We start from the raw sequence: 14684 nt of genomic DNA, 5'->3' as shown, positions 1-14684 counted from the left end.
GCGCCCTTGGTTTCACCTGGAAACAATTATATTTGGCCGCTTTATCCAGCTTAATACTCCCGAAATGAAGAAACTGATTGTTTTCTGCCTGTCCATTGCCATCCTGCAGCCTGCCGCCACCCAAGCCCAAAATGAAAAAGGGCAGGAGCAGCCTACCTTCACCAATCCGCTGTCCGTCGACTTTGGCGATCCGTATGTACTGCAAGTGAAGGGCGACAAGTATTATATGTATGGTACCGGCGCCGGGGCCAATAAAGGTTTTGCCGCTTATTCTTCCACGGACCTGGTGAACTGGAAAAATGAAGGTCAGGTATATTTTCACGATAATAAGAACGGCTGGAGCGATCCGAAGGCTGCCTGGGATGGCGCTTACTGGGCGCCCGAAGTGTACGCCGTGAATGGTAAGTTTTATATGTTCTACAGTGCGCAATGGAAAGAAAATCCTACCAACGAACTGGAGAATTTTCGCATTGGTGTGGCAGTGGCCGATAAACCTACCGGTCCGTTCATCGACCTGGCCAACAGACCGGTGTTTGACCCGGGCTATCCCATCATCGACGCCAATGTATTTTTCGATAACGACGGCAGGGTCTATCTCTATTATTCGCGTTGCTGTTACAAGCATCCGGTAGCAAGTGAAGTGGCCACCTGGGCCATCAATCAAGGCTGGTATAAGGAAATCGAGGAAAGCTGGGTATATGGGGTTGAACTAAAGCCGGATTTCAGTGGTGTGATTGGTGAGCCGGTGCTGTTGTTGCGTCCGCCGGTAAGTATGAATGATCAACAGTCCGCCTGGGAAAGCCGGTCGGTCACCTCAAAAGAAGTGAACCGCCGGTGGACGGAAGGGTCTGTTACGTTTAGGAAAGAGAATACTTATTATATGATGTATTCTGCCAACTATTTTGGAGGGAAAAATTATGCAGTAGGGTATGCGACTTCCAGCAGTCCACTAGGCCCTTTTACCAAGGCAGCCAACAATCCTGTGCTGGAAAAAAATGTGGAGCGGGGTGGGGTGGTAACCGGCACGGGTCATAATAGTATTGCGTACTCACCGGATGGAAAGGAAATGTTTTGTGTGTATCATGGCCGCACGTCGGCAACGGGTGATAAGCGGGTTGTGTTTATTGACCGGATGAAGATCTTGCAAAACGGGCGGCTGGTGGTGGAAGGGCCTACTACCCAACCACAGCCGATGCCTTCCGGAACCTCCGCCAGCCGGATGAAGGTAAAGGCTGCCCATGTCTTTAACCGGCGCTACATTAAAAAGACCCTGCAGCGGGTGACTGACTGGCAACTGAACCATCCGAAGCATGCACCGACGGATTGGACCAATGGGGCGTTTTATGCTGGCGTGGTGGCAGCTTATAAAACCACCGGCTCACGAAAGATCCTCGATTCATTGATGGCGCTGGGGCAACGTACGTCCTGGCAGCCAGGTCGCCGTTATGACCATGCCGATGATATAGCCATTTCTCAAACTTATATCGATCTGTACCGCCTCAAAAGCGACCCTTCAATGATCAAGGCAACTGTTGATACTGTTCAAAAGCTTCGTACCGTACCCGGACCTGAATCAAAAAAAGGGTTGATGTGGTGGTGGTGCGATGCGCTGTTTATGGGACCGCCTACTATTGTGAAGCTGGGCGTTACCTTACAAGACCCTTCTTATTTTGCTTTGAATGATTCGCTGTTCAAACAAACTTATGACCTGCTGTATAACAAGGAACAACACCTGTTTGCCCGTGATGCCAGCTACCTGATCAATGCCAGCGGAGAAGGTAAAAGGGAAGCGAATGGCCAGCCTGTATTCTGGTCAAGAGGCAATGGCTGGGTAATGGGCGGCCTGGTACGCATCCTGGAAGAGCTGCCGGCCAATTATCCTGCCCGTTCATTTTATGAACAGTTGTATAAAGAGATGTCGGAAAAAATAGTGACCCTGCAACAAGCCGATGGATTATGGCGGGCGTCTCTGCTGGACCCGGCTTCCTATCCGGGTGGCGAAGGCAGTGGTACCGGATTTTATTGTTACGCCCTGGCCTGGGGTGTTAACAAGGGGCTGTTGGACAAAGAAAAATACGGCCCGGTAGTACGCAAGGCCTGGCAGGGCCTGAATACGCTGGTATCGCCGGAAGGACGGGTAGGGTGGGTACAACCCATCGGCGCCGATCCCAGAAGGAATTTCAATGCCGAAAGTTATGAAGTGTATGGAGCAGGAGCTTTCCTGCTGGCGGGTTCTGAGGTAATTAAATTGCGCTAGTAACGCTGATATACACTGCCTGCTTTTTGCCGCTGGCTTGTTGATAGGGCCAAAGGCCCTGAAATAGGGCTGCGAGACTGCAAGTCTCGCAGAGCCCGCCTTCTGATGCAAACGCTAAAATCCGAAGATCTTGTCCAACTCTATGACGTGCTTTCCGGTTGGGAGTACTTTGGGAGCTTTGGCCAGTTTTTCAGCCAATGTTGAAGTGGGCATTGGCCGGAATTTCCTGATCAACCCCAACGTATTCAAAAACTTTAATATGCCCGCACTCAGCCGTTCGCCCAGCCGGTCTGTATCCTTGCGCAGCAGCAACCCAGGCCGAAATATGATATAGGTATCGAATGCAAGGCTGGCCATCTTATCTTCCAACTGGCCTTTTAGTTTGGAGTAAAATACATTGCTTGCGGCTGAAGCGCCATATGCCGACAACAGAACTGTCCGGGAAACTCCGTTCCTTTTGGCTATCTCAGCGAATTTCACAGGAATCTCATAGTCAATATGCCACTGTTTTCCCTTTGAGCCAGCTGCTTTCAGGGTAGTTCCCAGGCAGGAGAACCAAACATCTCCTTTGATGGATCCGGACACCTGTTCCAGGTTGTCAAAATCCGTTAGCACCTCAGACAATTTGGGATGGGTCATGCCGCTTTGGCGACGTACAAATATTACCACTTCGGTATAATGTGGGTCCTGCAATAGTACTTTGATAAGGTCTTTTCCGGTAGCTCCCGTAGCTCCGATGATCAGCGCTTTCATGTTTTTACTTTAAGTTACCAACTAAAATAAACATAACCGGGTATTTGTTGGCAACCTTTGTGTCTACCGGCCAGGGATTTTTTGTTTACATAATAATCCATATCCATCTATCTGTTCTCCACGAACCGGGTACATGCCACTCTGGTCACTGAATTTTGCAATGATTGAATACTTGTCCTCTACATTTTCCAGGAAGGCCCTTTCAGATGGAAAGGTAAAAGGATACCTGATCCACCTGTCGGTATACCCCTCCGGTAAACTGCCCATACCATTCCAGCTTAGTTTTGATTGGTGAATGGTTATTATATCCCTGTCATTTTTATTTACCCCAAGCCGGTTAAATAACAACCATTTTGCATTACAATTTAAAATATTCCTGAGGTATTCGTCAGGATTGTTAACAGCCTGCAGTGTTCCTGAAGTATGCAGAAGATCAATGTTGTCCATAGCCCTAACTGCATCCGCAAGATTGTCGAAGAAGTGAAGCTCCTCCGTTCCCAGTTGTTTGGCCGCTTTTACCATAGCAGGAGTTTCTACAACGGCCCAATTCAGTTTCAGCCTTTTGTCGATAAGGTTCCTGAAATAAAAGAAATGGGCGCCGCAGGCGCCTCCGAAATCTACCACATTAATAACCCCGGTATTATTTTGAACGATTGGGTTGATGATTGAAAGCAGGCTATAGGCAGTTGTTGCCGGAATGGGCATGATGCCTGACTGGATGTTTTCGGAGAACCGCTTTGTCTTTTTAAAGATCACTTCAATTAATTCCTGTTGTTCATAGGCATCGGGTGTGCACGATTGTAGTGCTTCTTCATAGCTTGAAAATATTTTATGCGATCCTGAAATCTTAAGGTTGTTGAATGCCTTTCCCAGCACCTGTACAATAACAGGTGGAATAAAATCCCTGATTATTTTTTTCATTGTTGTATATAACTAAAACATGCAAGTGGTTTTTCCCCTTGCCTATTCCCGGCGTTTCAGAAAGCATGTACAACTGTTTGGTTAGTAAGGTTGGGTGTAATCCGGATAAAAGAAGAAAAAAGCAGCTTTAGACTTTGTCGCATTCAACCCTTTATTTGTCGCTGTTACCCTTCTTTGCTATGTGAAAGAGTGCCATCTTTGTCCTATAAAAATTATGTTATGGAAAAGAATGAATATAAAATAACGATCAATGCTCCCCGGGAAAAAGTATGGGAAACGCTGTGGAACGATGCTACTTATCGTGCATGGACTGCTCCCTTTTCAGCAGATTCTCATGCCAAGACCGACTGGCAGCAGGGCAGCAAAGTATTGTTCCTTGATGGCAATGGCAATGGCATGGCGTCTACCATCGCGGAGAACAGGCCTAATGAGTTTATGTCTATCCGGCACCTGGGCGTTGTAAAGAATGGCGTTGAGGATTATGACAGTGAAGAAAGCAAGAAATGGGGGAACGGTTTCGAGAACTATACCTTAAAATCCGTGCCCGGAGGAACAGAACTGGTCGTTGATATGGGGGCTGACAGTATTCCCGCAGAATACAAGGATTATTTTGCGCAGACCTGGCCCAAAGCTTTGAATAAGCTGAAAGAGCTGGCTGAAAGCAATTGATCATCAGCATGAATAGGATCAATCAATATGGCTTAAATGCCTTGGAACGAGTAAAGCCCTGTTTTTCAGGGCTTTTTTGTTATATGCCATTCCGCCATGCGCCTGGGTTCATTTAAGTGTCAATTATACACTTGATTAAAAAATGTTATCTTGCGTTGATAGGGACGCAGGTCCATTAGCTTGGCGGTGCCTTTCATGATTAGCTGAAAATTCGATACTTGTCATTTATGCTTAAAATGCGGATTGTCTCCCTTCTCTTATTGTTACCTGCCCTTTTTTTACCGGTTTCCGGGAAAGCCCAGGAGGTAAATATTGTGAACCTGAAAACGGAATATGCGAGTACTCCTTTAGGGATTGATGTTGAAAAGCCCCGTTTTAGCTGGCAAATGAAGTCGGCAAAAAGTGGTTACTCTCAGAAGGCTTATCAAATAATCGTAACAGATGAGGCCGGGCAAATAGCGTGGAATTCCGGAAAGAGCAACAGCGCTATTTCACTGAATATAATCTATGCCGGTGTAAAGCTGCGACCCCGTATTCGATATGACTGGAAACTTATTGTGTGGGACCAGCATGAAAAAAAGCATACGGCGGCTTCCTGGTTTGAAACAGGTTTAATGAATCCGGACCCACTGCTTTCCGCCTGGAATGAGGCCCGGTGGATCGGCGGGGGAGATCAGCACATGGTATTATACGCTTCCTATCTTCCCGTTTTCAACCTTCATTTTTCCCTGCAACTGGATGAATCATCCCACACTACCAAAGCCGGATTTGTGTATGGCGCCAATGATGAGCGTTTAATGGACAGGAACAAAAATCTCTATCAACTGGCGCATAAAAGAGATAGTTCTTATATTTTAATTGAACTGGATATAGCTACGCTGCCCTTAAAAGGGGCTGCTGTATTGAATATTTACCGGGTTGGTTACGCACCTTCCGATAAAAAAGATATTCCCTTTAAAAGTTTCCCTATTCCGTTATCCATTATTAATGACAACAATAAATATGGCAAACATGCGGTGTATGTTTCTTCTGTTTTAGGAGATACCCATATTTCTATAGACGGACAGGCCAGGGAGCACTTAATAGGTAATGTCAATCTCAATCCCTTAGGCCGGGGCGGAGATTTTATCGCTTTCCCGGTAGTGGCAGGAGTTGGTTTTTCGGTGCCCCAGGGCCAGGCAGCTTATTTTTCAAATGTAGAGGTCAGGAATTACAGGGACCCTGGTAATGTATTGTTTTCGGAAGAGCTGCAGGAAGGCTACCAGGGCATTTTCGCCGGTATGCATGGGCAGGTGTCTATAGCAGACAGGCGTTACAAAGTATCCGGTAACCATTCGGGCGCTTTTGTGGTGGCTGATCCGGGACGTAATTCCATGCCTATGTTGCGTACGACGTTTTCGGCCTCAACATCCACCATAGCGAAGGCGCGCCTGTATGTTACCTCCCGCGGGGTGTATACAATGTTCATGAATGGAAAACAGGTAGGCAATGATTTTTTCAATCCTGGTTTAACCCAGTATAACAAAACGCATTTGTACCAGACGTATGATGTGACCCCTTATGTTGTGCCTGGCAACAATGCGATTGGTGCTATCCTGGGCGAAGGGTGGTGGAGTGGGGGCGCCACCTATATGGGTGATTGCTGGAATTTCTTTGGCGACAGGCAATCCCTGCTGGCAAAGTTGGTGATCACTTATGCAGACGGAAAAGAAGCCGTTGTTGTGACGGATCCTTCCACCTGGAAGTATTTTAATCATGGACCCATTGTTTATAGTAGTCTTTTCCAGGGAGAAGTATACGATGCCTCCAAAGAATCATTGACAGATGGATGGAGCACGGCAGCCTATGATGATAGCGGATGGGTACCCGCAACAGCCATTGGCCTGGAAGGACATATCAGCCGCGATGAAAAGAATAAGGCCCTCAATATGCCCATGGTGGATGATTATAGTGGTATGTTGTTGATTGGCCAGTTTGGTGAGACCGTTAAAAAGGTAAAGGAATTGACGGCTGTGTCTGTCACGGAAGTGCGGCCGGGTGTTTTTGTGTACGATATGGGTCAGAACATGGCCGGTGTACCCAGGATCAGCTTACAGGGCATGGAGCCGGGGAAAAAGATCACCCTGCGTTTTGCAGAAGTTGTATATCCTGATTTGCCTGCTTATAAGGAAAATGCCGGTATGATCATGCTTGAAAATATCCGTGCTGCCATGGCGCAGGATATTTATATCACGAAAGGGGGCCAGGAAGTTATCCATCCCTCCTTTACCTTTCATGGCTTCCGTTATATAGAGATTACCGGCATTCCGGCGCCGTTACCTTTGGCGGCGGTGAAAGGAGAAGTGTTAAGTTCTATCCATGAGCTGGCATCGGCTTATACCACCTCGAATACAACTGTTAATAAACTTTGGGAGAATATTACCTGGTCGATGTATGCCAATTTCCTTTCTATACCTACTGATTGTCCGCAGCGTAATGAACGGCTGGGATGGAGTGGCGATATTTCTGTGTTTTCCCGGACAGCTACTTACCTGGCCGGTGTGCCGCAATTTCTTCGCAGGCATATGCTGGCGATGCGTAATGTGCAGCGGGAAGATGGGCGTTTCTCTGATGTGGCGCCATTGGGTGGCGGTTTTGGGGGTGTATTGTGGGGTAGTGCCGGTATAACCGTTGCCTGGGAAAGCTACCAGCAGTTTAATGATAAAGCTATGCTGGCCGAACATTATGATGCCCTGAAGGCGTATATATCTTTTTTGACCCGGAGCATTGATCCCGTTACGAATGTATTGGACGATAAGATCAGTAAGGAGTGGTGGAGCCTGGGCGACTGGCTGAGCCCGGAATACAATCAGTCTGAAAAGACCTTGCTCTGGGAAAGTTATTTTATTTATGACCTGGACATTATGTCCAGGATCGCCGGCATCTTGAATAAAAAGGAGGATGAAGCCAGGTATAAAAAAATGAGCGCAGCAAGAAGGGCCTTCTTCAACCAGACTTATGTGGACCCGGCCACCGGGAAAACAGCTTTCCGGGGAAAAGAGATCAATACGCAAGCCTCCTATGTGCTGCCACTGGCCTTCCAGGTTTTTAACGAAAAGAACAAGGATAAAGCAGTGAAACATTTTGTGGCCGGTATTGCCACGGAAAATAAAGCCGATGATGGTACTGTTTGCCCGCCTTATTCACTGATGACCGGTTTTATTGGTACCGCCTGGATCAATAAGGCATTATCCGATAACGGCTATGCAAATCTTGCTTACCGGTTGCTGCAGCAAACAACTTATCCGTCGTGGTTGTACCCGGTAGAACAGGGGGCCACCACTATCTGGGAGCGCCTGAATTCTTACACACACTCCAATGGTTTTGGCGGCAACAACCGGATGAATTCCTTTAATCATTATTCCTTTGGCGCCGTGGGCGCCTGGATGTACAATTATTCCCTGGGCATTGAAAGGGATGAAGCCTTTCCCGGGTTCAAGCATTTCTTTTTAAAGCCGCAGCCAGACCCTACCGGGAAAATGACCTATGCAAAAGGACACTATGATGCTATGTATGGCCGTATTGAAAGCGGCTGGGAAATGATTGGGAAGAGTTGTCACTATCATTTTGTAGTTCCGGCGAATACCTCGGCAACGCTTTACCTGAGTGCTTCTTCTCTTACTGCCATCCGGGTAGGAGATAAGCCTGTGCTATCAGTAAAAGGAGTAAAATTTACAGGGACCGTTAACGGGCAATATACTTTTACACTGGAACCAGGGGTTTATTATTTACAGGTAAAAGGGTAAGCAGTAGATTTTGGCGGAAAAATACAATTCTGCTTTGCGAATGATGTCGTATTTAGCTGTTTAAAAGCTAAGTAATGAAACATTTGGTCTTTGGTATTTGCCTGGGATTGCTTTGTAGTGTGTCGCAAGCCCAAAGTGACAGTGCACTTAATGGTAAAACAATTGTCCAACAATATTTTGTTGATACGATACAATCCTCCTTTCTAAAGGAAACAAGGATCATTAAGGTTTATCTTCCTGCAGGGTATAGTGCGGCTACTAAATACCCGGTCATTTATGTGTTGGATGAGAATTGGATGTTTGAGCCTACTGTGAATGACGTTGTCAAGCTTTCAGCTTTTAAGGTTATTCCAGCCTGCATTGTGGTGGGCATTAATAGTCCGAACCGGTCCAATGACTTAAGGCCTGATTTAACTACCGGCGAATTTACAGCCACCAGCAAGCGATTTAATGATTTCCTGACGAAGGAAGTGCCGGCCTATATTACCCAAAAATATACAGCCCCTGTATTCAGTATCCTGGTTGGCCATTCCGACGGGGCCACGTTTGCACAGAATGCCATGGTGAATAGTGCAAGCGCTTTCCGGGGTGTTGTTTGTCTTAGCCAAAACCTCTTCGGCAATGAGCTGGAGCAATATGTACGCTACAGTAAAGAAGACTTTACGAATAATCATTATTTTTTTGTGGCGTCGGGCACCCGGGATGCCTGGTCGAGATTGCGATCCGGCCAAAAACTAGACAGCTTATTTCATCTTCATAATAATCCCCGCCTCAAAGTACGGCATGAGCTGTATGATGCCGACCACTCCGGCATCGCCGGCATGGGCCTGGCCAATGGTCTTGCGTTTATTTTCTCGGATTATTATCAGCCGAACGGATGGAATGGACAATTGGCTGACTCTTTGAGAAAGATAAATATGGACCCTACAGCGCTGATTGAAAATACCATGGCCACGATCAATAAGAACTATGGCATTGATGCAAAACCAGCCAGAGACGGCATTTTGGACCTGGCCTTCGGGATCATCACGAACAAAGACCAGGCAGCCAGTTACCTGGATTACTGCAGGAAAAACACAAAGATTGATGACCAGTTTGATGCCAGTGCGGCGCAACTCTATGAAAGAATCAAGGAGTATGATATTGCTTTGGATTATTGGACCCGGTATTTGAATGCGCCCCATACGTATAAACAGCACTTTTTTTATTTCAGGCGCCCCATTGAGTTGCTGGCGTATAAGATGGATAAACCCGAAAAGGCTATTGATTTTGCCGCCACCTGGGAAAAGGTGGCGCCTGCTAATATCAAATTGTCCTTCCCCTTTTTTATAGCCAAGATTGCTGCTGAAAAGAATATCAGCCGGAAAAAAGGGAAAGCCAGTATTGATTATTTTATTCAGCATTATGATCCGGAGAAGACACAGTACAGTCTCCCTGAAGCAGAGAAGATAAAGGGACAGTTGGAAGGGAAGCCCTAGTAACAGGGCCGGCTGCGGCCGAAAGCTGTAAACGATTATTGCTTATTTTAGGGGCTATGATCGTAAGGAAAACACTCGGGCTCCGGCAAATCTATGAATTTGGAGGCCACCATTTTATTTGGCTAACCGGCTGGATGTTGTTGGTTAGCGCCACCTATCATTTTACCCAGTGGAGATGGATGGCGATTCCCTGGCTGCCGATGTCGGTGATCGGTACTTCCGTAGCATTCTATGTAGGTTTCAAGAACCACCAGGCTTATGGGCGACTTTGGGAGGCGCGAAAGATATGGGGCGCTATGATCAACAACAGCCGGGCGTTGGGCACCATGGTAAAACATTTTGTGGCCAGCGATACCGTTAATGCCCAAGTGGTGGAGCTGGCCAAAAAACGGATCATTCACCGGCATATTGCCTACCTGTATACGCTCCGGCAACAATTATTGGCGCCTGCCCCCTGGGAGCATGTGAGCCTGCGCTGGATCTTTGGTTCCTTCAACCGGAAACGTCATCACCTGTTGCTGGATATTCCTTACCAGGAGGAGCTCGCGGAAATCGCGGGAAGGCCCTACCTCGAACCGGAAGAGCAACCCTTGTATGAGGGCGTTGCCAACAAGGCTACCCAACTGATTGACCGGCAAAGTGCCGACCTGGCCAGGCTGCATGCGGATGGCTGCATGAATATGATGCAGCACATCGAGCTGCAACGTATGCTGAACAACTTTTATGATGAACAGGGAAAGGCAGAACGGATAAAACGTTTCCCTTTTCCAAGACACTATGGCAGCTTCAGTTTTGTGTTTGTTTGCATTTTCGTATTCCTCCTGCCATTTGGTATCGTAGGCGAGTTCAGCAAGTTGGGGGGAGATATGTACTGGTTGTCTGTTCCCATTGGCGCCCTGATCGGTTGGATCTTCGTGGTGATGGAGATTGTGGGCGACTACTCCGAAAATCCGTTCGAAGGCCTGTACAACGATGTACCGATGCTGTCCATTTGCCGCACCATCGAAATAGACCTGTTACAAATGATGGGCGAAAAGAATGTGCCCAAGCCGATACAACCGAGAAACAGTGTACTGATGTAAATAGTGCCCATGCGCAGCCAATTACTGCGCATTCTTCAACCACTCAAACGATCCGCCATCCGCTTCCAATACATCTTGTCCGCCTTTGATGGACTTGAACTTCAATGGCACCACTGCTGTTGCACGCGGTGACACCCGGTCATCCGAATGATGGGTATGTAGTACGTAATGCAGCCGGAGCTTCTGATCAATAAACACATCGCCATGCCCAGACCCGTTGTGCTTAACGGTATGCCGGCTGATGATCGGATTACGGGTGTATTTCTTCCAGGGTCCTGCCGGAGAGTTGGAAGTGGCATATCCCACTGCATAATCCTTGTTCCGGAAATCGTTGGCCGAATAGATGAGGTAATAGGTATTTTTACGCTTCAGTACAGTAGGGCCCTCCGCCACCGGCCATTCCGATTTCGCCGTGTTCTCCCATGGTTCGGTACTTGCAATGCATTCCTGCTCCGTGCCGGGGATCACATCCGACAGGTCGGGTTTCATTTCCGTTACAAATATCCGGTTGCCATTTTGCAGCTTGACATGGTAGAGGTATATCTTGCCGTTTGTGTCGAAGAATATGAACGGGTCGATCTGTTTGCCTGTGCCACTCAATGCCACCAATGAGTCCTGTGTGAACGGACCTGTGGGGCCGGATGCTTTGGCGATCGCTATCTGTTCATTGGCCGTATAAGCCATATAATAGCTGCCCTTCCAGGTAAATACCTGCGGCGCCCAGAAACCACTGGTACCAAAAGCTTCACCACGTTTCAACGCCAGGCGCCGGGTACTATCCTGGGGCTGCCTCCAGGTTACCCGGTCAGCAGACTCGTATACCAGGAATCCCTGGCTACTGCTGGTACCATACAAATAGTATTTTCCTTTGTCTTCAAAGATCGTTGGGTCGGCCAGGAATATGGAAGGTTGCTGCGCCAGGCTTTTTATGCCTGGTAATATGACTATTAAGATTAGTGCCGCCTGAATGATTGTTTTTAGATGAGCCATAGCTGGCTAAATATAGAGAAATATGCTGACTATTTTCCGAGATGCGCAGCCAGTTGTTTTTCAAATTCCTCCGGCTGATCCAGCCATAGAATATGCCCAGCCTTTTTAATGATGCTTAATTTGATGCTAGGCACTTCATTCGCCCATTTTTTAGCCAGACCGGCGCCAAAGTCCAGGAAATCATGATCGCCCGTTATGATACTGACCGGCCAGGCCTGCTGTTTAAACGCTGCAATATAGTTCCACCCAGCGGCAGGGTAGGTTTTGGCTGTGAGATCAAATACATGGCTTTTGTACAGCGCCCTGCCGCCCATGACATCATTGGCGTGCTCCACCTGGTACACCATTCTTTTAAAAACATTGATACGAAACTTCATCGTCTCTTCCCGGGATGACAGGGCAGGCTGCTTACGGTGGAGGTTATACTTTTCCAACAACTGCGTCACTTCCGGGCGGTTCAGAAATGCCTGGAACGCCGGGGTACTTTTATCCTGTAGTTCTTTTTCACCGGGTGGCAGGGGATTTTTCAGCGCCGCCGGCGATAATAAAATAAGACGCCGTATATACTGCGGGTACCTGGTGGCATAAGCGCTTGCCAGCACAGCTCCCATAGAATGTCCCACGAGGTTTAATTTATCTATGTTCAGTTCCTTCCGGAGGCGTTCTACGTCTTCAATATGTTCATTAAAGGTGATGAGTGAATCGGGAAAGGGCGAGCGCAATGAGCCGCGCTGATCATAGCATATAAAATGAAACTGATTGCCAAGGTTAGCTACGGCTGTTAGCAGGCCGCTGTGGTCGCCGCCCCAGCCACCATGCAGCATGACCACCGTATCGGCGCCTGTACCGAATTCACATACATATAATTGGGGATCGTTGTGCCAGTTGCCCGTAGCCAGGAACCAGTCTTTCACGACGGGCGGCTTGCTTTGTTGGGGTGATGGGGCTTTTTTGATTGTCTGTCCTTGCGCCATCATTGCGATATAAGAACCAATAATGGTTGCCAGGAGCCGGGATAAAGTAGCCATGGTGTTGGTGTTTTGCCGGGAGAATGGTTTTGCCCGGACAGGGGCCAACGCGGTGCCAGTTTATAAAGGCGTATAAACAAACTACTTGTGTTACTATCACAGGCTACCCTGTGCGTTTTTGGTACATCGGGGTGATCGGTTTCGATACATCAAGGCTGCGTACCCTTACGGGAGATTCCGGAGAAGCGGATGCTTGCCTGTCAGAACCTGATTGTCCAGCCTTTACCGGTGGCAATGGCGGAGTTGCAGGTGTTGGTGCCGGGGTTGTCGTAGTAATCGATGTATTTGGTGCCGGGATTTTGGTGTAAGGTGTTGAATAGGCTGTTCAATGATTCCGCGCTGAAGTTGTTGCTTCTGCAGCGCAGGTCGCTCAATGCTGTGTTTTTGGAGAGATCGATCGTTGTTAAATTGTTCGTGCGGAAGTTGAGGTAGGTCAGCGCCGTGTTTTTGGAGACGTCCAGGTTTGAGATATCGTTCTCCCAACAGTCGAGGTTAATGAGTTTGGGATTGTTTGTTACATCGAGAGCAGTGAGCTGGTTTAGGGCACAGCCCAGGTATTCCAGGGCCGGTTGGTTGGAGAGGTCGATTGTTTTGATCTGGTTGGCGCCGAATAGGAGGAAGCTGATCTTGCTGTTGGCCTTTATGTCCAGTGCTGTCAACTGGTTGCCGGAGCATTCCAGGGCATTGAGCTGTTTGTTGCCGGCAATGTTTAATTGGGTCAACCGGCAGTCGTTGACCGCCAGGCGTTGCAGTTCCGGGTTGTGGGTAAGGTCCAATGCGGACAGCTCGTTGTTGTCGCCATCGAGTGAAATGAGGGCCGTATTGTGCGAGATATCCAAGGTTGTTAGTTTGGTATACCTGCACGACAAGGATTTCAATTTCGTATTGGCAGAAACGTTCAATGTTGCTATGTCATTCCGGTCGCAGTTCAGCGATTCTAACACCGTGTTTTTAGATAGACCCAGTTGGGTCAGCTTGTTGTCGTCACAACGTACATAAAGCAGGTAGCTATTCTTTGACAGGTCGAGGCTGCTGATCTCGTTGGTGCTGCAATCAAGCGCCTGCAGGGCTGGGTTTTCCCGTACATCGATTTCCGTCACCTCCTGGGCCATGCAGGAAAAGCTGCTTACATCCTCCCCGGTGATCTTTATGCGATGGCTGACCGACTGATCGTAGGTATGGCCTGTTACTTTAAAATCCAGATCGGGAAACTTTTCCTCCTTGCCGTCTCCCCAATTAATGACGATATTTTTCCCGGTCAGTATGATGTTAGCCGATAATGAGGGCTTCAATAAAACGGTCATTTCCCCTTTGGTATTGGCAGGTGGAGCATCGGGATCATCTTTGTCTTTTGAGCAGCCTGCGAGTAGGGTGGTGGCAACGATAAGGGTTAAAAGGTACTTCATGGGTTCGGGTGGTTGATTTAAATTAGTGTCTTAGTTTCTCCTCAAAGGACTCCTTTGGCGAAGAGGATCGTTTTGTAAAATTAACAGCCGGTTTTTTAGTTTTTTAATAGTAGTTTTTGTAACTTACAATTATATGAATAACAGCGGCTTATATTACCTTTCTGTTTCATTCCTACCTACTGGTATTCAACTGCCTCTGCACATATTTCCGCGTCCAGCCTGCATTTTAGGCTTGTTTTCTTGCTACTGTCTTGCTATTGTCTTACTACTGGCTTGTCTCTGGCTTGCGACCAGGTAGGCTGACCTGCGGTACAT

At 47.7% G+C, this 14684-nt stretch carries 10 protein-coding genes; 5 read left to right on the top strand and 5 right to left on the bottom strand.

The window, feature by feature from the left end; translation table 11 throughout:
• Positions 1–64 precede the first annotated feature (64 nt).
• Complete coding sequence (locus HB364_RS32990; RefSeq protein WP_208420149.1) at positions 65–2257, top strand: glycoside hydrolase family 88 protein; 2193 nt, start codon at positions 65–67, stop codon at positions 2255–2257.
• A gap of 114 nt (positions 2258–2371) precedes the next feature.
• On the opposite strand, the gene HB364_RS30300 is transcribed toward HB364_RS32990, so the two are convergent.
• Together HB364_RS30300 and HB364_RS30295 are read right to left on the bottom strand one after the other, a co-directional pair.
• Positions 2372–3010 carry an NAD(P)H-binding protein gene (locus HB364_RS30300; protein WP_167292185.1) on the bottom strand — a complete coding sequence of 213 codons (639 nt, stop codon included), beginning with the start codon at positions 3008–3010 and terminating at the stop codon, positions 2372–2374.
• Between the two features lie 63 nt (positions 3011–3073).
• The gene (locus HB364_RS30295; RefSeq protein WP_167292184.1) at positions 3074–3931 is read right to left on the bottom strand and encodes a methyltransferase, TIGR04325 family; all 858 of its coding nucleotides are present in this window, start codon (positions 3929–3931) and stop codon (positions 3074–3076) included.
• A gap of 219 nt (positions 3932–4150) precedes the next feature.
• Between HB364_RS30295 and HB364_RS30290 the strand changes: the two genes are divergently transcribed.
• The 4 genes from HB364_RS30290 to HB364_RS30275 all read left to right on the top strand — a co-directional run bounded on the left by HB364_RS30290 (position 4151) and on the right by HB364_RS30275 (position 10945).
• Positions 4151–4600, top strand: coding sequence for an SRPBCC family protein (locus HB364_RS30290; protein ID WP_167292183.1), 450 nt, complete (start codon positions 4151–4153; stop codon positions 4598–4600).
• A 227-nt stretch (positions 4601–4827) separates the two neighbouring features.
• Positions 4828–8385 (top strand): alpha-L-rhamnosidase, encoded by a 3558-nt coding sequence (locus HB364_RS30285; RefSeq protein ID WP_208420148.1) that lies wholly within the window; start codon positions 4828–4830, stop codon positions 8383–8385.
• A gap of 74 nt (positions 8386–8459) precedes the next feature.
• Positions 8460–9863, top strand: a complete 1404-nt coding sequence (locus HB364_RS30280) for an alpha/beta hydrolase (protein WP_167292182.1) — start codon at positions 8460–8462, stop codon at positions 9861–9863.
• A gap of 56 nt (positions 9864–9919) precedes the next feature.
• Positions 9920–10945 carry a bestrophin family protein gene (locus tag HB364_RS30275; RefSeq protein WP_167292181.1) on the top strand — a complete coding sequence of 342 codons (1026 nt, stop codon included), beginning with the start codon at positions 9920–9922 and terminating at the stop codon, positions 10943–10945.
• A 21-nt stretch (positions 10946–10966) separates the two neighbouring features.
• Here the strand turns inward: HB364_RS30275 and HB364_RS30270 are convergent, their stop codons facing one another.
• The 3 genes from HB364_RS30270 to HB364_RS30260 form a co-directional block, all read right to left on the bottom strand.
• Positions 10967–11935, bottom strand: a complete 969-nt coding sequence (locus HB364_RS30270) for a glycoside hydrolase family 43 protein (protein WP_167292180.1) — start codon at positions 11933–11935, stop codon at positions 10967–10969.
• Between the two features lie 29 nt (positions 11936–11964).
• Positions 11965–12963, bottom strand: coding sequence for an alpha/beta fold hydrolase (locus HB364_RS30265; protein WP_167292179.1), 999 nt, complete (start codon positions 12961–12963; stop codon positions 11965–11967).
• Between the two features lie 200 nt (positions 12964–13163).
• On the bottom strand, positions 13164–14369 hold the full coding sequence (locus HB364_RS30260; RefSeq protein WP_167292178.1) for a leucine-rich repeat domain-containing protein: 1206 nt from the start codon (positions 14367–14369) through the stop codon (positions 13164–13166).
• Between the last annotated feature and the right edge of the window lie 315 nt (positions 14370–14684).

Source organism: Paraflavitalea devenefica, assembly GCF_011759375.1.
Lineage (GTDB): Bacteria > Bacteroidota > Bacteroidia > Chitinophagales > Chitinophagaceae > Paraflavitalea > Paraflavitalea devenefica.
This window is presented reverse-complemented; position numbering and strand designations above follow the sequence as displayed.